Raw genomic sequence first — 18,069 nt, forward strand, 5'->3', positions numbered from 1 at the left:
GGGGCAAGCCCCCTCCCACACTGTTTTGCGGTGATGCTGGGGATCAAACCAGAATCGACGTGCCGGTCATCTCTTTCGGCTTCTCCAGCCCCATCAGCATCAACATGGTCGGCGCCACGTCCGCCAGCACGCCGCCGTGCCGAACTTTGAAGTCGCGCTTGCCAACATAGATGAACGGCACTGGCTCGGTGGTGTGCGCGGTGTGGGCCTGGCCGGTGGATTCATCCGACATCTGCTCGCAGTTGCCGTGGTCAGCGGTGATCAGCGCTTCGCCGCCGACTTTGTCCAGGGCGTCGACGATGCGGCCGACGCACAGGTCCAGGCATTCCACGGCTTTTACGGCCGCTTCCAGGTTGCCGCTGTGGCCAACCATGTCGCCGTTGGCGTAGTTGACCACGATCACGTCGTAACGCTGGTGCTCGATGGCATCGACGATCTTGTCGGTCACTTCCGGCGCGCTCATTTCCGGCTGCAGGTCATAAGTGGCGACTTTTGGCGACGGAATAAGGATGCGTTCTTCGCCCGGGAACGGTTCTTCACGCCCGCCGGAGAAGAAGAAGGTGACGTGAGCGTATTTTTCGGTTTCGGCGATGCGCAACTGGGTTTTGCCGTTCTTGGCCAGGTAATCGCCCAGCACGTTTTCCAGGCTGCCTGGCGCGAAGGCCGACGGGGCCGGGATGTTGGCGGCGTATTGGGTGAGCATCACGAACTCGACCTTCGGCTGGCGTGCGCGCTCGAAGTCCTTGAAGCCGGCATCGACGAATACATGGCTCAGCTCACGGGCACGGTCGGCGCGGAAGTTCATGAACACCACGGCGTCGCCGTCTTCGACTTTCACTGGCTCGCCGATGGTGGTGGCTTTGACGAATTCGTCGCTCTCGCCACGCGCATAGGCGGCTTGCAAGCCTTCCTGGGCGGTGGCCGCGTTGAATTCGGCCTGGCCGTCGACGATCAGGTTGTAGGCCTGGGCCACGCGGTCCCAGCGGTTATCGCGGTCCATGGCAAAGTAACGGCCGACCAGGCTGGCGATGCGGCCTTTGCCGAGGGCGGCGAAGGTGGCGTCGAGCAGTTCAATGGACGACTGGGCGCTTTTTGGCGGGGTGTCGCGGCCATCGAGGAAAGCGTGCAGGTAAATTTTGTCGGCGCCGCGCTTGAAGGCCAGCTCGGCCATGGCGACCAGGTGGTCCTGGTGGCTGTGTACACCGCCGTCGGAAAGAAGCCCCATGAAGTGCACGGCCTTGCCGGCCGCGACTGCTTTATCCACCGCCGCGCAAATGGCCGGGTTCTCGAAGAACTCGCCGTCACGGATCGATTTGGTCACGCGTGTGAAGTCTTGGTATACCACTCGTCCGGCGCCGAGGTTCATGTGGCCGACTTCCGAGTTGCCCATCTGGCCGTCCGGCAGGCCTACGTCCATACCGGAACCGGAGATCAATCCGTTGGGTACTGTGGCGCTCAGGCGGTCGAGTACCGGCTTCTTGGCCGAGTACACGGCGTTGTCGTGGTGGCTTTCACTGTGTCCGAAGCCATCGAGAATTATCAGGACCAAAGGTTTAGGCGTAGTAGTCATAGATCCTCTCGCGGCGGTAATAAAGGAAGGCAATCTAAAAGGGAGTGGCAGTTTAAAGCGAAGTTCCGACCACGTCACCGCTTTACGGGGGTTGGCCCCCCCTGACGGCTGTGTATACTTACCGCCATTTTAACGCCCTGGAACCTCCTTGATGGTTGATCACCTGATTGCATTTGCCACTGCCCACTACCTGCTCGCGGGTGCCTTTGTCATCCTGCTGGCGCTGCTGATCGCTCATGAAATGAGCCGCGGTGGCCGCAGCCTGAGCACGTCGGAGCTGACCGCGCTGGTCAACAAGGATGAGGCCGTTGTCGTGGATATTCGCCCGGCCAAGGATTTTGCCGCCGGCCATATCGTCGGCGCCCTGAACATTCCGCAGGACAAGCTGATCGCACGCTTGCCCGAGCTGGAAAAATACAAAGGCAAGACCATCATTCTGGTCGACGCCCAAGGCCAGCACGCCGGCACCCACGCCCGCGAGATGCTCAAGACCGGTTTCACCGCCGCCAAACTGTCCGGCGGTATCGGCAGCTGGAAGGCCGATAACCTGCCGCTGGTGAAGTGATATGAGCCAGGTTGTCGTTTATTCCAGCGATTATTGCCCTTACTGCATGCGAGCCAAGGCTTTGCTGGAGAAAAAGGGCGTTGCCTTCGAAGAGATCAAGGTCGATGGCAAGCCCCAGGTGCGCGCCGAGATGACCAAGAAAGCGGGACGCACGTCCGTGCCGCAGATCTGGATCGGCGACAAGCATGTCGGTGGTTGCGATGACCTGTTCGCCTTGGAGCGCGCCGGTAAGCTTGATGCGCTGCTGCTCGTCTGACTCCTAACCCCTAAAAGACCCCCAAGATCAAGAAGGATCTGCGATGACTGACCAACAGAACACCGAAGCAGCGCAAGACCAAGGCCCACAATTCTCGCTGCAGCGGATCTACGTGCGTGACCTGTCGTTCGAAGCGCCGAAAAGCCCGGCCATCTTCCGTCAGGAGTGGACCCCAAGCGTTGCGCTGGACCTGAACACCCGTCAAAAGGCACTCGAAGGCGACTTCCATGAAGTCGTGCTGACCCTGTCGGTCACCGTCAAGAACGGCGAAGAAGTGGCCTTCATCGCTGAAGTGCAACAGGCCGGTATCTTCCTGATCCAGGGCCTGGACGAGGCTTCGATGAGCCACACCCTGGGCGCGTTCTGCCCGAACATCTTGTTCCCGTATGCCCGTGAGACCCTGGACAGCCTGGTCACCCGTGGCTCGTTCCCGGCGCTGATGCTGGCTCCGGTGAACTTCGATGCCCTGTACGCGCAAGAGCTGCAGCGCATGCAAACAGAAGGTTCGTCGACCGTTCAGTAATGGGCCCGACGCAGTAACCAATGTGGGAGGGGGCTTGTGTGGGAGCTGGCTTGCCTGCGATAGCGTCACCTGGGTATCACTGATACACCGAGGTGCCTGCATCGCGGGCAAGCCCAGCTCCCACACAAGCCCCCTCCCACATTTGCTATGTGTATTACTTGAAACCGAGCTGGCGCCAGCCTTCGTAGACGGCGACGGCCACGGTGTTGGACAGGTTCAAGCTGCGGCAGCCCTCACGCATCGGCAAGCGCAGGCGATGGCCGTCGGGCAGGGCGTCGAGCACCTCGGCCGGCAGGCCACGGCTTTCCGGGCCGAACAGGAAGGCGTCGCCTTCGGCAAAGCTGGCGTCATGAAACGGCCGCGAACCCTTGGTGGTGAACGCGAACAGCCGCGGGTGGCCCAGGCTTTCCAGGCAGCTGGCCAGGTCCGCATGGCGCTTGAGCGTGGCGTACTCGTGGTAGTCCAGCCCGGCGCGGCGCAGGCGCTTGTCGTCCATGTCGAAGCCCAGAGGCTCGATCAAATGCAGGTGGCAGCCACTGTTGGCGCACAGCCTGATAACGTTGCCGGTATTCGGCGGAATTTCTGGTTGAAAAAGGATGACGTGAAACATGCACGGCTCCGAAGGCAAAGATGCGCTGCATTCTACCCCCGAAGACGACCCAAGACCGAAGCTATTGCCCAGGGTTTTGGGCTCATTGGCGATTGTCGGTTTGATGATCGGCTTGATGATCGGCCGCCTCACAACGCCGGACCCGGTCGAACTGCAACAGGTCGAGACCGCGGCGGACGGCCTGGTGGTGTGGTTCAACAGCGAACCCAAGCTGCACGGCGAACATATCGACGGCACCGTGGCGCTGCTGTTTGACGCGCTGGGCAAGGCCGCCAGCGGGCAGCTCAAGGTCAATGACAAGGATGTGAACTGGCGCATCCGCAAAACCGATGGCGGCCTGCTGCTGAACCTGGTGGCGGCTCGGCCGTTGCGCGGGGAGTGGAGGGGAGAGAAGGCCGATGGCCACTGGCGGTTGCAGATCCATCTGCGCGAGGAATAAAAGAGGGAATCCCCGGCCTGCCTGTACCAAGGTTCCCAAAACGGGCTGGGGCTACGGGCGCTGTGCCACATAAGCCCCGGGTGTAAAGAAGGGAGTTCCCGGCCTGCCTGTACCAGGGCTCCCAAAACGGGGTGAAGCCAAAGGCTTCGGTGTTAAAGAGGGAATCCCCGGCCTGCCTGTACCGAGGTTCCCGAAACGGGTGTGGGGCGCGACGCGATCCGCATCAAGCACCCCGGGTGTAAAGAGGGGATTCTCGGCCTGCCTGTACCAAGGTCCCCGAAACTGGGTAGTACAAGGGTTATTGCAGGGCGCGTGCCAGAACTTGCAATGTGTGCCAAAAAAATTGCCAGAAAGCGCAAAGCCCCGAAATACGGGGCTTTGGCGTTTTCGATGTTCAAGATTTTTTCAGCGACGCTGAGGTTTCAGGCGTTGAATCCGTGCCCGATGCCGGTTCATGGTGCATTGAAGCGGTGCACGGTCTGAAGCCTGGTGGAGATCCAAACGTGCAGGAGATTCAAATGTGGGAGGGGGCTTGCCCCCGATAGCAGTGTGTCAGCCAGCAAGTATGTGGTTGATACACCGCAATCGGGGGCAAGCCCCCTCCCACATTTGATATTCAGTGGATGAGAAGGCTGTGATCAGCCCTCATCCCCCTCATCATCATCGCCGCCATCGACCTTCATCCCCAGCTCCTTGATCTTGCGCGTCAAGGTATTGCGGCCCCAGCCCAACAGCACGGCGGCGTCGCGGCGGCGGCCGGCGGTGTGCTTCAAGGCGGTTTCGATCATGATCCGTTCGAACGCCGGTACGGCGCTGTCGAGCAGGTTCGACTGGCCGCGTGCCAAGGCCTGATCGGCCCACTGGCGCAGCGCCTGTTCCCAGTTGGTCACCGGTGCCGAGTCCTGCGGCAGGCTCAGCAGCTCCGGCGGCAGGTCGCTGATATGCACTTCGCGACCCGATGCCATCACCGTGATCCAGCGGCAGGTGTTCTCCAGCTGCCGCACGTTGCCCGGCCACGGCAGATTCTTGAGATATTCCTCGGTCTCGCTTTTGAGCAACTTCGGCTCGACGGCCAGCTCTTGAGCGGCGCGGCTGAGGAAGTGACGAGCCAGGGTCGGAATGTCTTCGCGGCGATCCGACATGCGTGGGATGTGGATACGGATCACGTTCAGACGGTGGAACAAGTCCTCACGGAATTTGCCCGCGTGCACCAGGGTTTCGAGGTTCTGGTGGGTCGCTGCAATGATGCGCACATCGACCTTCACCGGCGTGTGCCCGCCCACGCGATAGAACTCACCGTCAGCCAATACGCGCAGCAAGCGGGTTTGGGTGTCGGCCGGCATGTCGCCGATTTCATCGAGGAACAACGTGCCGCCGTCCGCCTGTTCAAAGCGCCCGCGACGCAGGTTGGCCGCGCCGGTAAACGCGCCTTTTTCATGGCCGAACAGCTCGGATTCCATCAAGTCCTTGGGAATCGCCGCCATGTTCAGCGCGATAAACGGCGAAGCCGCCCGCGGGCTGTGGCGGTGCAAGGCATGAGCCACAAGCTCTTTGCCGGTGCCCGATTCGCCGTTGATCAGCACGGTGATGTTGGAGTGGCTCAAGCGCCCGATGGCGCGAAACACTTCCTGCATCGCCGGCGCTTCGCCGATGATTTCCGGGGTGCGGGTCAGGGCCGGTGGGGCTTCCTGGTTCTGTTGTTCCTGGGCGTGCTGGTTGGCGCGCTTGACCAGCGCCACGGCCTCGTCCACGTCGAACGGCTTGGGCAAGTACTCAAAGGCGCCGCCCTGGTAGGACGCGACAGCGCTGTCCAGGTCCGAGTGCGCGGTCATGATGATCACCGGCAGGCGCGGGTGCTGCTCGCGGATGCGCGCGAGCAAATCCAGGCCACTGGCGCCGGGCATGCGGATGTCGGAGATGATCACGTCCGGCTGCTGGCGCGCCAGGCGGCTCATCACCCCGTCGGCGCTGTCGAAGCTCTGGGTGGTCATGCCTTCCTGTTGCAAGGCTTTCTCGAGGACCCAGCGGATAGAACGGTCGTCATCGACGATCCAGACAGTTTCACTACGGCTCATGTCGATGGGGCTCCTTGTTCCAGAGGCAGAAAGATCGAGAAGGTGGTGTGACCGGGATGGCTCTCACACTCGATCAAACCCTGGTGCTGGCTGATGATGTTCTGGGTAATGGCCAGGCCCAGCCCGGTACCGTCCGGGCGGCCGCTGACCATGGGGAAGAAGATGGTTTCCTGCAGTTCTGCAGGAATGCCCGGGCCGTTGTCGATGATCTCGACTTTGGTTACCAGGCGGTGGCGCACATGGCCGATGGTGAATTGGCGCAGGGCACGGGTGCGCAGGCTGATGCGGCCCAGGCGCAGCTCGTTCTGGCTGCTGATGGCCTGCATGGCGTTGCGCACGATATTGAGCACGGCCTGGATCATCTGTTCGCGGTCGATCAACACATCTGGAATGCTTGGGTCGTAGTCGCGTACCAGGGTGATGCAGCCTTGGCTTTCGGCCTCGACCAACTGGCAAACGCGTTCCAGCACTTCGTGCACGTTGGTCATCGCCAGCGACGGCAATTTGTTGGAGCCGAGCATGCGGTCCACCAGGTTACGCAGGCGGTCGGCTTCTTCGATGATGACGTTGGTGTAGTCCTTGAGGTTCTCGTCCGGCAGCTCGCGGGCCAGCAATTGCGCGGCGCCGCGAATCCCGCCCAGCGGGTTCTTGATCTCATGGGCCAGGCCGCGCACCAGCATCTTGCTGGTTTCCTGCTTGGACAGCTGCGCTTCTTCTTTAGTAATACGCAGCAGGCGGTCGCGCGGGTGCACTTCGAGCAGCAGCAAGGTGGCACCGTTGCTCAGGATCGGGGTTACTGCGTAGTCGACGGTCAGGGTCTGGCCGGTGAGGGCGGTGAGCATCGCTTCGCGCTTGGTGAACGGGTGTGCCTGCTCCACCGCCTGGCGCAACGAGCTCAAGGCTTCGGCCGACTCGGTGAACAATTCGCTGATGAACTGCCCATGGCTGCGCTGGCCGCTGATGGCCAGGAGCATCTCCGCCGCCGGGTTCATGTACTCAAGACGCAAGTCGTCATTGAGCAGAATGGTCGCGGTGGTCAGGTTGTCGAGTAATAAACGGTGCAGTGCATCGCTGATGGTCATCAGGACCTCTTTTGGAGCAAGGCGCGGGCTTGAGGCACACGCTGATACAAGGAAAATGCAAAAACCAAACCAAGGCTCCGAAAAGAAGCGTTAAAGCCCTGAAATAGGGGTTTAAGGCGCGAAACTGTGGCGTTCTGCCAGCTCACTCGGGAAGATTCGAACCAAAATGGGCTGTCTGGGTGGGAAGGGTGCGGCGCTACGCACCAATATAGTGCAGTTTTGCGAGGTTTGTTCAGGAAGGTTTTTTAGGCGTGCTTTTTCGATTGTTCAGGCAAGGCTTGATGACCTCGCGCAAGCCTGTGCTGTCTTTGGGCAGGATGAACTCGGCGCTCAGTGGCGAATCACCGGGAATGGCGGAGGGAATGGTCATCCTGATGCGCTGGCCACCCATGTCATCGGTGATCCACTCGCGCAGCTCTTGGCGGTTGGCGGGCATGGTGAGTTTGAACAGCACGCCGTGCTGCTGCGTGGGCTCGGCGCTGTAATAGCCGTTTACGCGGTAAGTGCGGGCTGGAAGCACGCCGGTGGTGAGGCTGAGCGGGCCGGTGGAGCGAGCGTCCGGGCCTTCATAAATACCGGGTTTGAAATGCAACTGGTCGGTGTGGGTGAGCAGCGAGATCATTGGGCGCAAGGGCGCGCTGTAGCAGGCCACATGCAGGATCGCCATGCTGGAATTGCCGTCGTGGGCAGCGGTGCCATTGATGCGGGCATTGATAATCGTGCTTTGCGGGTAAGGCGCTTCTACCGTCCAGGCCGTGGGCTCAAGGTCGAGGGTCATAGGCGGCGTGGATTTTTGCGCTGCGGCGATCGGGCTGAGCACGAGCGTCAGTGAACACAGGGTCTTACAGATAAGGTTCATCGCAAAGACATCGGCGAGTGGCGGCAGGACGCTGCATCGTAGGGGGCCGATGGCCCGGGATGTATCAGACATTTCCGCGATTTAACCAAGGTTCGGGAAAGGGCCTTCAATGAAGCAGGCCCTTATCCTTCAAGGCGTGTAGACGCACAACTCGGCCGTGGCGCGGGTCATCGCGATCTGCACCAAGGGATCGTTAAGCGGTTGATGCACGGCCAGGGCTACCCAGTGCGGGCACTGCGGGTTGCTGCGCTCGGGGCCGAAGTCGGCTAATTGTTGCAGCATGCGTTTTTGCAGTTGGTCCAGTTGAGGGCGAATCTTGCCGGTCAGGTCTGGGCGCGGCGTATCGGGCGCCTTGCCTTTAAACTGCCAGTCGGACAGTCGGGTGTATTGCACCAGTTTATTCGCCTCAATCTGCGCGGAGAAAAACTGCTCTGCCGCCTCGGGCGAGACTTTGTAATCGGGGGCCTGGGCTCTCGCGCTGGCGATCACAGCCTGTTCGCGAGGTCGATCTTCCACGGCCTTGTGGCTGTCCCATTTGCTCAGTGCGACCTGGTCGGCGATGGTCAAGCGCTCGGCGATGCTGTTGAGCAGCGGTTCGAGTGTCGGCGGCGCGGCGCTGGCCGTGGCGCTGGCGAACAGCAAGGCAAGTACGAGTCGATGTTTCAAAGGCGATCCCCTGTAGGCACGAGCGTGTTCGAAGGTCGCCAACGATAACGCGTAATTATTGAAGGCGCGCGGCACGCATGAGATTTTTTTGCGCGCGCCTGCGCCCGGCAGTCAGTGGCGCAGGCCAGCATCAATCCGTGTGGGAGAGCGGCATGCCGGGGCTGCCGGCATAAAACACCAGTAATTCCACCGGTGTATCCCCTGTGACGCCTCGATGGACAATGTTGACCATCTCGGCGAGTGTCTGTCCTTGTCTGAAAACCTGAGCGTGACCGCTGTCGCGGCTTTGCACCGTGAGTTCGCCACTGAGTATGTAGGCAGCGTTGGGCATCGGGTGTGTGTGCCAGGCGAGGGTCGTGTGTGGCGCAATCTTGAGCTTCAACAGCGTCAGCTCCGGGGCGCTTTGGGGGTAGCCGGTGTAAGGCGTACCGTCCCAGGATGCGCTGCTTTGCAACAGGATTTGCCTTTCGATCGGGGCAAGGGCTTTGGGCGGGGCGCCACACCCGTGCAGGAACAGGCAGGCGAGGAGTGCGAGCGAGCGGTTGTACATGATTTGATCCGTTGAGCAGAGTAGTGCCTCAGGCTACGGGCGTTCGATTGGAATGGATGTCGGGCGAGGCGGTAAGTCTGCGCAGTAATCTGCCTGCGTGATGTAAGAGGTGGGCGTGGCAGGTGCCGCAGCGCCGCCAGAAACACGATGGCCTTGATTGGCACCGACCGCCGCCTTCTGCCGCGCGCGCGGGTAGCGTCGATATTTTTCAGGCATAAAAAAAGCCTCCCGAAGGAGGCCTTTTTTGTCACGCCGCTTTAAGCGGCGCTACCGGATCAGCAGCTGTAGTACAGCTCGTATTCCAGTGGGTGTACGAAGGTGCGTACTTTGATTTCTTCTTCGCTTTTCAGCTCGATGTAAGCATCGATGAAGTCGTCGCTGAATACGCCGCCTTTGGTCAGGAACGCACGGCCCTTGTCCAGCTCTTCCAGGGCTTCTTTCAGGCTGCCGCACACTTGTGGGATCTCTTTGGCCTCTTCAGGCGGCAGGTCGTACAAGTTTTTGTCGGCGGCGTCGCCAGGGTGGATCTTGTTCTGGATACCGTCCAGGCCGGCCATGACCAGGGCAGCGAAGGCCAGGTACGGGTTGGCTGCTGGATCCGGGAAGCGCGCTTCGATACGGCGAGCGCGAGGGCTGGACACGTAAGGAATACGGATCGAGGCGGAACGGTTACGCGCCGAGTAAGCTAGCATCACCGGGGCTTCGAAACCTGGGACCAGACGCTTGTAGGAGTTGGTCGACGGGTTGGTGAAGCCGTTCAGGGCCTTACCGTGCTTGATGATGCCGCCGATGAAGTACAGGGCGGTGTCGGACAGGCCGGCATAACCTTCGCCAGCGAAGGTGTTCTTGCCTTCTTTAGCGATGGACAGGTGAACGTGCATACCCGAGCCGTTATCGCCGTACAGCGGCTTAGGCATGAAAGTAGCGGTACGGCCGTAGGCATCAGCCACGTTGTGTACGCAGTACTTGAGGGTCTGAACTTCGTCAGCCTTGGCCACCAGGGTGTTGAACTTCACGCCGATTTCGTTCTGGCCGGCAGTTGCCACTTCGTGGTGGTGAACTTCGATGACCAGGCCCATTTCTTCCATGGCGTTGCACATGGAGGTACGGATTTCGTGGTCGTGGTCGAACGGCGGAACCGGGAAGTAGCCGCCTTTGATGCCTGGACGGTGGCCTTTGTTGCCGCCTTCGATGTCCTGGTCGGACATCCACGAACCTTGTTCGGAGAAGATTTTGAACATGGAGCCGGAGATGTCGGACTTGAACTTGACCGAATCAAAGATGAAGAATTCTGGCTCTGGGCCTACGAATACGGTGTCGCCGATACCGGTCGACTTCAGGTATTCCTCGGCACGCTTGGCGATCGCACGTGGGTCGCGGTCGTAGCCTTGCATGGTCGAAGGCTCGATCACGTCGCAGACGATGATCAGGGTTGGGTCTTCGGTGAACGGGTCGAGAACGGCAGTGCTGTCATCCGGCATCAGGATCATGTCGGAGGCTTCGATGCCTTTCCAGCCAGCAATGGAGGAACCGTCGAACATTTTGCCTTCTTCGAAGAAAGCATCATCCAGCGCGTCGCGAGCCGGCATGGTCACGTGGTGCTGAGTACCTTTAGTGTCCGTGAAGCGCAGATCAATCCATTTAACGTCATGATCTTTGATGAGTTGAACCGACTTCGACATGGTGTCCTCCGGGTGGCTTCGGGCTGGGGTAGTGGAGTTAGCCCTTAGAATGTGGGTGATGCCGGCGCGAATACTCGACCAAGGCAACCTGCCTCACAAGAGAGCAAATTGCATGCCAGTGCGCCAACATGGCCTTTTTGCCTCAAAATGGCCCCTATAAAGGTGCAATCCGCTGAAGCGGAATAAATAACGCACTGCAATGTAGCGTTAATTTGCGCAAATGACCCGTTTTGGTGCGCGTTGTGTCTGATGCATATTAACTGGTTAAACCTTGAGCGATTTCCGCTATAATCCGCGCCCCCCTTTTTCAGCAGGCCCGGCGCGCGCTGTTTCCATGAAATTAATCGTTAAAGTGTTCCCCGAGATCACCATCAAAAGCCGACCGGTACGGACGCGTTTCATCCGTCAGTTGGCCAAGAACATCCGTGCCGTGCTCCGTGACCTGGACCCGGCTGTGGTGGTGAACGGCGTGTGGGACAACCTCGAGCTGGAAACCCGTGTCACCGACGCCAAAGCCTTGAAGGACATGACTGAGCGCCTGAGCTGCATGCCGGGCATCGCGCATTTCCTGCAGGTGGATGAGTACCCGCTGGGCGACTTCGACGACATCACCGAAAAGTGCAAGCAGCACTACGGTAGCGAGCTTGAAGGCAAGATCTTTTCGGTGCGCTGCAAGCGCGCCGGCAAGCACACCTTCAGCTCCATGGACGTCGAGAAATACGTCGGCAGCAAGCTGCGTCGCGAGTGCGGCGCTGCCGGAATTTCCCTGAAAGCGCCGCAAATTGAAGTGCGCATGGAAATTCGCGACCAACGGTTGTTTGTGATCCACAGCCAGCACAACAGCATCGGCGGCTACCCGCTGGGTGCCCTGGAACAGACCCTGGTACTGATGTCCGGCGGTTTCGATTCCACGGTGGCGGCCTACCAGATCATGCGCCGCGGCCTGATGAGCCACTTCTGCTTCTTTAATCTGGGCGGGCGTGCACACGAATTGGGCGTGATGGAAGTCGCGCACTTTATCTGGAAGAAGTACGGCAGCTCCCAACGCGTGCTATTCGTAAGCGTGCCGTTTGAGGAAGTGCTGGGCGAAATTCTCGGCAAAGTCGATAACAGTCATATGGGCGTAGTATTGAAGCGTATGATGTTGCGCGCTGCGTCGCGGATTGCCGATCAGCTGCAGATCGACGCGCTGGTGACCGGTGAAGCGATTTCCCAGGTCTCCAGCCAGACGCTGCCGAACCTGTCGCTGATCGACTGCGTGACCGAGAAGCTGGTGCTGCGCCCGCTCATCGCCAGTCACAAGCAGGACATCATCGACCAGGCCGAAGAAATCGGCACGGCGGCGTTTGCCAAACACATGCCTGAATATTGCGGGGTCATCTCGGTGAACCCCAAGACCCACGCCAAGCGCAACCGCGTGGAGTACGAAGAACAACAGTTCGACATGGCGATTCTGGAGCGTGCGCTCGAGAACGCTAAAATGGTCCCGATCGATCGCGTCATCGACGAACTGGGCCAGGATGTGCAAATCGAAGAAGTCAGCGAAGTCCTGGCCGGCCAGATTGTCGTCGACATCCGTCATCCGGATGCCGCCGAAGATGAGCCGCTGGAAATCGCTGGCATCGACGTGCAAACGCTGCCGTTCTACGCATTGAACGCGCGTTTCAAGGAACTGGATAACAGCCGTCAGTACCTGCTGTATTGCGACAAAGGCGTGATGAGTCGCCTGCATGCCCACCATTTGCTCAGTGAGGGGCATGCCAATGTGCGCGTTTATCGACCGAGCTAAGAGCCCGGGGCTGTTTGCCTGTGGCCTGCGTCACCGGCCCCCCGACTCTGCCGTCAAGCTGTAACGGCAAGGCCTGACTCTACTGTTAATCGCTGCCACGACCTGTCAGCACACCGAATCCTCTGATCGAGATACACAAGTGATCGAAAATCTACGTAACATCGCCATCATTGCTCACGTTGACCATGGTAAAACCACCCTGGTAGACAAACTCCTGCGTCAATCCGGCACCCTGGAGCGCAACGAGCTCAACGACGAGCGCGTGATGGACTCCAACGACCAGGAAAAAGAGCGCGGTATTACCATCCTGGCTAAAAACACCGCTATCAACTGGAACGGCTACCACATCAACATCGTGGACACCCCGGGCCACGCCGACTTCGGCGGCGAAGTTGAACGTGTAATGTCGATGGTTGACTCCGTTCTGCTGCTGGTTGACGCTCAAGACGGCCCTATGCCGCAAACCCGTTTCGTGACCAAGAAGGCGTTTGAAGCCGGCCTGCGTCCGATCGTGTGCATCAACAAGGTTGACCGTCCAGGCGCGCGTCCGGACTGGGTTCTGGACCAGATCTTCGACCTGTTCGACAACCTGGGTGCTACCGAAGAACAGCTGGACTTCAAAGTCGTTTACGCCTCGGCCCTGAACGGCATTGCCGGTCTGGAACACACCGACATGGCTGAAGACATGACCCCGCTGTACCAGTCGATCGTCGACAACGTACCGGCGCCAAAAGTTGACCGTGACGGTCCGTTCCAGATGCAAATCTCGGCACTGGACTACAACAGCTTCCTGGGTGTTATCGGTGTTGGCCGTATCGCTCGTGGCAGCGTCAAGCCGAACACCCCGGTTGTCGCCATCGGCGCCGACGGCAAGAAACGCAACGGCCGTATCCTGAAGCTGATGGGGCACCACGGTCTGCACCGTATCGACGTTGAAGAAGCGTTTGCCGGTGACATCGTGTGCGTGAGCGGTATGGACTCGCTGTTCATCTCCGACACCCTGTGCCAGCCGGACAACGTCGAGGCGATGAAGCCTCTGACCGTTGACGAGCCAACCGTTTCCATGACCTTCCAGGTAAACGACTCGCCTTTCTGCGGTAAAGAAGGCAAGTTCGTGACGTCCCGTAACATCAAGGAACGTCTGGACAAAGAGCTGCTGTACAACGTTGCACTGCGCGTTGAAGAAGGCGACTCGGCTGACAAGTTCAAGGTTTCCGGCCGTGGTGAGCTGCACCTCTCGGTACTGATCGAAACCATGCGTCGCGAAGGCTTCGAAATGGGCGTTGGTCGTCCAGAAGTGATCATCCGTCAGGTTGACGGCGTGAAGCAGGAACCGTTCGAAAACGTCACCATCGACACCCCTGAAGAATCCCAGGGCAAGGTCATGGAAGAGATGGGCCTGCGTAAGGGCGACCTGACCAACATGGTGCCGGATGGCAAAGGCCGTGTGCGTCTGGAATACAACATCCCTGCTCGTGGTCTGATCGGTTTCCGTAACCAGTTCCTGACCCTGACCAACGGTGCTGGCATCCTGACCTCGATCTTCGATCGCTACGACACCATGAAGTCCGGCGACATGTCCGGCCGTCAGAACGGTGTTCTGGTATCGGTAGAAACCGGCAAGGCACTGACCTACTCCCTGGAAACTCTGCAGGCGCGTGGCAAGCTGTTCGTTGAACACGGTCAAGAGATCTACAACGGTCAGATCGTTGGTCTGAACAGCCGTGACAACGACATGGGCGTCAACCCAACCAAAGGCAAGAAGCTCGACAACATGCGTGCTTCGGGTAAAGACGAAACCATCGCTCTGGTTCCACCTGTTCGCTTCACCCTGGAACAGGCCCTGGAATTCATCCAGGACGACGAGCTGTGCGAAGTCACGCCTAAGTCGATCCGCCTGCGTAAGAAGATCCTGGACGAAGGCGAGCGTACCCGCGCTGCCAAGAAAGCCAAGAACTGAGTTAACTCAGGCTGAATGAAAAACGCCCCCGGTCGAAAGGCCGGGGGCGTTTTTTTGTGCCTGCAATTTTTGTGGTGGCTGTACCGGCCCTATCGGGGGCAAGCCCCCTCCCACCTTTGAAATGCGTTCCAATGTGGGAGGGGGCTTGCCCCCGATGGGGCCTTAGAAACCCCACAAAAACCCGGATCAGAACTTATCGAGCGTCTTGAACTTGGTCTCGCGCACCACTTCCTTGGGCTTATACGCGCAGTACCCCGGCCGCGGCCCGATTTTGGGGTGGTTGCGGCACGTATCCGGACGCTTGTCATAAATAGTGCAGAAGCGCGTCTTACGATCCAGGTACAGGCAATCGTTGTTGCTCATGCGCTGCAAGGTAAAAATCTCGGATTTGGAATTGAAACGCTCGACGATGCCTTCTTTCTGCAAGCGCTTGGCGATGTTCTTGGGCGGGTCGCCGCGCTCGAATTCATCGACGATGCCAATGCGGATAAGGTCCTTGATCTTCACCTCAACCGGCAGCGTGCAGCAGCTGGACACGCAGCCACCGCACATGTGGGCGGAATATTTCTGCCAGGTCTCGAGACGGTCGAGTTCCGCGGCGGCGATCAGTTGAGGCTTCATCAGGGTTCCAAGGTGGGGCTGTATCCGGGCGCGCGATCATACCGGGATTGATGGTTTTTTGAACAATATTTTGTGGTTTTCAGCCCGAAGGCTGCTCAAGCACCGATTGGGCACGACCCCTGCATCAATTTGCCGCAAAGGTGAATGAGTAAAAATACTGCCGAACCAGAGCGTCTACCGTCTGTCAGACCGACTAGGCTCTAGCAACTACTTCAATCTCGCCCGAGGTCGCACCGATGTCTCAGGAACCGCTTGCACGAGAAGCAGAGGTAGCCGCATTCCGCGATGCTGTCTTGACCAAACTCACCTACGCGGTGGGCAAGGACCCCGACCACGCCTTCGACCACGACTGGTTCGAAGCCATTGCCCTGGCCGCCCGCGACCAGATGGTCGATCACTGGATGGACCATACGCGGCGTATTTACCGCAAAGGCCAGAAGCGGGTTTATTACCTTTCCCTGGAATTTCTTATCGGCCGTTTGCTCTACGACAGCCTGAGCAACCTCGGCGTGCTGGAGATCGCGCGCGAAGCGCTGTCCGAACTCGGTGTGGACCTGGAGCGCATCCGCCTGCTGGAGCCCGACGCGGCGCTTGGCAACGGTGGCCTGGGCCGCCTGGCTGCATGCTTTATGGAAAGCATGTCGACCTTGGGCATTGCCGGCCACGGTTATGGCATTCGTTACGAGCACGGTTTGTTTCGCCAGGCGATCGTCGATGGCTGGCAACAGGAGCAGACCGAGCGTTGGCTGGACTTTGGTAACCCGTGGGAATTCGAACGGGCCGAGGTGATTTACCCCATCGGTTTTGGCGGCAGCGTCGAAACCCTGGCGGACGCTTCCGGCAAGATGATCCAAGTGTGGTCGCCGAATGAAACCGTGCGCGCGGTAGCTTATGACACCCCCGTGGTCGGCTGGCGCGGCGCCAGCGTCAACACCCTGCGCCTGTGGCGTGCACGCGCCGTGGAAGACTTGCACCTGGAGCGTTTCAACGCGGGTGACCACTTGGGCGCCGTCGCCGAAGTCGCCCGTGCCGAAAGCATCTCCCGTGTGCTTTACCCGGCCGACAGCACCGAAGCAGGGCAGGAACTGCGTCTGCGCCAGGAATACTTCTTCGTCTCTGCCTCGCTGCAGGATCTGCTGCGCCGCCACAAAAACATGCACGGCTCGGTATTGAGCCTGGGCGAACACGCCGCCATCCAGCTCAACGACACGCATCCCTCGATTGCCGTCGCCGAGCTGATGCGCCAACTGGTCGACCTGCATGACATTCCGTGGGAAGCGGCGTGGGACGTGACGGTTGAAACCCTTTCCTACACCAACCACACCTTGCTGCCCGAAGCGCTGGAAACCTGGCCTGTAGGTTTGATGGAACGCATGCTGCCGCGCCACATGCAGATCATCTACCTGATCAACGCCCAGCACATCGACTCGCTACGGGCCAAGGGCATTCACGACTTCGACGTGCTGCGCGCCGTGTCGTTGATCGAAGAAGACAACGGCCGCCGCGTGCGCATGGGTAACCTGGCGTTCCTCGGTTCGCATAGCGTCAACGGCGTGTCTGGCTTGCACACCCAGCTGATGCGCAGCACGGTGTTCTCCGAGCTGCACAAGCTGTACCCGGAGCGCATCAACAATAAAACCAACGGCATTACCTTCCGCCGCTGGCTGTACCAGGCCAACCCCAAGCTCACCGATATGCTGGTGGACGCGCTGGGCCCGGACATTCTCGACACCATGGAAACGCGCCTGACGGAGCTGGAAACCTTCGCCGAGAAGCAATCCTTCCGTAAAGCCTTTGCCGATCAGCGCCTGCACAGCAAGCGTGCACTGGCCGAGATCATCCATGAGCGCCTGGGTATTTCAGTGAACCCGGCGGCGATGTTCGACGTGCAGGTCAAACGCATCCACGAATACAAACGCCAACTGCTCAACCTGCTGCACACCGTGGCGTTGTACCAGGCGATCCGCGCCGAGCCGGGCACCGACTGGGTGCCACGGGTGAAGATCTTCGCCGGCAAGGCTGCGGCGAGTTACCACCAGGCCAAGTTGATCATCAAGTTGACCAACGACATCGCCCGCACCGTGAACAACGACCCGACCGTGCGCGGTTTGCTCAAGGTGGTGTTCCTGCCCAACTACAACGTCAGCCTGGCGGAAAGCATCATTCCGGCGGCGGATTTGTCGGAGCAGATCTCCACGGCCGGCTTTGAAGCCTCGGGCACCAGCAACATGAAGTTCGGCCTCAACGGCGCGCTGACCATCGGCACCATGGACGGCGCCAACGTGGAGATGCACGAGCGCGTGGGCGCCGATCACATGTTCATTTTCGGCCTCAGTGCTCAGCAGGTGGAAGCCCGCAAGCACGCTGGCGAATTCAACGCCGGGCCGGAAATTGCTGCCTCCCATCGTCTCAACGACGTGTTGCAAGCGATTCGGGGCGGGGTGTTCTCGCCGGATGATCCCGGCCGCTATGTGGGCCTGATCGACGGGCTGATCGATTACGACCGCTTCCTGGTATGTGCCGACTTCGATTCCTACTGGGACGCCCAGGCGCGGGTCGAAGCGCATTGGCATGACTCCAAGGCGTGGTGGCGCTCGGCGGTGCTGAATACGGCGCGCATGGGCTGGTTCTCGTCCGACCGCACCATCAGGGAGTACGCGACCGAAATCTGGAAAGCCCTCGACTAATCACCGCAATACAACATGTGGGAGGGGGCTTGCTCCCGACAGCGGAGTGCCAGTTTGCAGATATGTCGACTGGCACACCGCTATCGGGGGCAAGCCCCCTCCCACATTGGCCCCGCGTCGATATACTGGGCCCCG

Annotated in this window: 16 protein-coding genes; 7 read left to right on the forward strand and 9 right to left on the reverse strand. The window is 59.8% G+C overall.

Annotated elements, in window-relative coordinates:
- Positions 1-43: 43 nt before the first annotated feature.
- Positions 44-1,570, reverse strand: coding sequence for a 2,3-bisphosphoglycerate-independent phosphoglycerate mutase (gene gpmI / locus ABWL43_RS01685; RefSeq protein ID WP_404486442.1), 1,527 nt, complete (start codon positions 1,568-1,570; stop codon positions 44-46).
- Between the two features lie 151 nt (positions 1,571-1,721).
- On the opposite strand from gpmI, the gene ABWL43_RS01690 reads away from it, so the two are divergent.
- Genes ABWL43_RS01690 through secB form a run of 3 tightly spaced genes read left to right on the forward strand, consistent with a single transcriptional unit; the run spans position 1,722 to position 2,914 of the window.
- A complete protein-coding gene (locus ABWL43_RS01690; protein WP_145159895.1) occupies positions 1,722-2,135 on the forward strand; it encodes a rhodanese-like domain-containing protein in 414 nt (137 codons plus the stop codon).
- Position 2,136: 1 nt separating this feature from the next.
- Complete coding sequence (gene grxC, locus ABWL43_RS01695) at positions 2,137-2,391, forward strand: glutaredoxin 3 (protein WP_053253893.1); 255 nt, start codon at positions 2,137-2,139, stop codon at positions 2,389-2,391.
- A gap of 43 nt (positions 2,392-2,434) precedes the next feature.
- A complete protein-coding gene (gene secB / locus ABWL43_RS01700; protein ID WP_106577478.1) occupies positions 2,435-2,914 on the forward strand; it encodes a protein-export chaperone SecB in 480 nt (159 codons plus the stop codon).
- A gap of 154 nt (positions 2,915-3,068) precedes the next feature.
- Here secB and ABWL43_RS01705 read toward each other — a convergent pair whose 3' ends face one another.
- Complete coding sequence (locus tag ABWL43_RS01705) at positions 3,069-3,524, reverse strand: tRNA (cytidine(34)-2'-O)-methyltransferase (RefSeq protein ID WP_003171120.1); 456 nt, start codon at positions 3,522-3,524, stop codon at positions 3,069-3,071.
- On the opposite strand from ABWL43_RS01705, the gene ABWL43_RS01710 reads away from it, so the two are divergent.
- Positions 3,523-3,963, forward strand: coding sequence for a hypothetical protein (locus tag ABWL43_RS01710; RefSeq protein ID WP_404486445.1), 441 nt, complete (start codon positions 3,523-3,525; stop codon positions 3,961-3,963). The genes ABWL43_RS01705 and ABWL43_RS01710 overlap by 2 nt on opposite strands.
- A 638-nt stretch (positions 3,964-4,601) precedes the next feature.
- Here the strand turns inward: ABWL43_RS01710 and ntrC are convergent.
- From ntrC to glnA, 6 genes are all read right to left on the reverse strand, one after another.
- Entirely contained in the window at positions 4,602-6,038 is a 1,437-nt protein-coding gene (ntrC, locus tag ABWL43_RS01715; RefSeq protein WP_003218003.1) for a nitrogen regulation protein NR(I), read from the reverse strand.
- The gene (gene glnL / locus ABWL43_RS01720) at positions 6,035-7,120 is read right to left on the reverse strand and encodes a nitrogen regulation protein NR(II) (protein WP_016979130.1); all 1,086 of its coding nucleotides are present in this window, start codon (positions 7,118-7,120) and stop codon (positions 6,035-6,037) included. Before glnL ends, ntrC begins: the two co-directional genes overlap by 4 nt.
- A gap of 232 nt (positions 7,121-7,352) precedes the next feature.
- Positions 7,353-7,979: a hypothetical protein gene (locus ABWL43_RS01725; RefSeq protein WP_404486447.1), complete on the reverse strand. Its 627-nt coding sequence runs from the start codon at positions 7,977-7,979 to the stop codon at positions 7,353-7,355.
- Between the two features lie 129 nt (positions 7,980-8,108).
- The gene (locus ABWL43_RS01730) at positions 8,109-8,645 is read right to left on the reverse strand and encodes a chorismate mutase (RefSeq protein ID WP_119738110.1); all 537 of its coding nucleotides are present in this window, start codon (positions 8,643-8,645) and stop codon (positions 8,109-8,111) included.
- A 130-nt stretch (positions 8,646-8,775) separates the two neighbouring features.
- Positions 8,776-9,195: a cupin domain-containing protein gene (locus ABWL43_RS01735; RefSeq protein WP_404486449.1), complete on the reverse strand. Its 420-nt coding sequence runs from the start codon at positions 9,193-9,195 to the stop codon at positions 8,776-8,778.
- Between the two features lie 275 nt (positions 9,196-9,470).
- A complete protein-coding gene (gene glnA, locus ABWL43_RS01740) occupies positions 9,471-10,877 on the reverse strand; it encodes a glutamate--ammonia ligase (RefSeq protein WP_034117297.1) in 1,407 nt (468 codons plus the stop codon).
- Between the two features lie 334 nt (positions 10,878-11,211).
- Between glnA and thiI the strand changes: the two genes are divergently transcribed.
- Positions 11,212-12,666, forward strand: coding sequence for a tRNA uracil 4-sulfurtransferase ThiI (gene thiI, locus ABWL43_RS01745; protein ID WP_106577484.1), 1,455 nt, complete (start codon positions 11,212-11,214; stop codon positions 12,664-12,666).
- Between the two features lie 139 nt (positions 12,667-12,805).
- A complete protein-coding gene (typA, locus tag ABWL43_RS01750) occupies positions 12,806-14,626 on the forward strand; it encodes a translational GTPase TypA (RefSeq protein ID WP_032890153.1) in 1,821 nt (606 codons plus the stop codon).
- 186 nt (positions 14,627-14,812) lie between these two features.
- Here typA and ABWL43_RS01755 read toward each other — a convergent pair whose 3' ends face one another.
- Complete coding sequence (locus ABWL43_RS01755; RefSeq protein ID WP_017529542.1) at positions 14,813-15,247, reverse strand: YkgJ family cysteine cluster protein; 435 nt, start codon at positions 15,245-15,247, stop codon at positions 14,813-14,815.
- Between the two features lie 236 nt (positions 15,248-15,483).
- Between ABWL43_RS01755 and ABWL43_RS01760 the strand changes: the two genes are divergently transcribed.
- Complete coding sequence (locus tag ABWL43_RS01760) at positions 15,484-17,934, forward strand: glycogen/starch/alpha-glucan phosphorylase (RefSeq protein ID WP_262208047.1); 2,451 nt, start codon at positions 15,484-15,486, stop codon at positions 17,932-17,934.
- Positions 17,935-18,069 lie beyond the last annotated feature (135 nt).

This window comes from Pseudomonas sp. HT11, assembly GCF_044875395.1.
In the GTDB taxonomy this organism is placed as follows: domain Bacteria; phylum Pseudomonadota; class Gammaproteobacteria; order Pseudomonadales; family Pseudomonadaceae; genus Aquipseudomonas.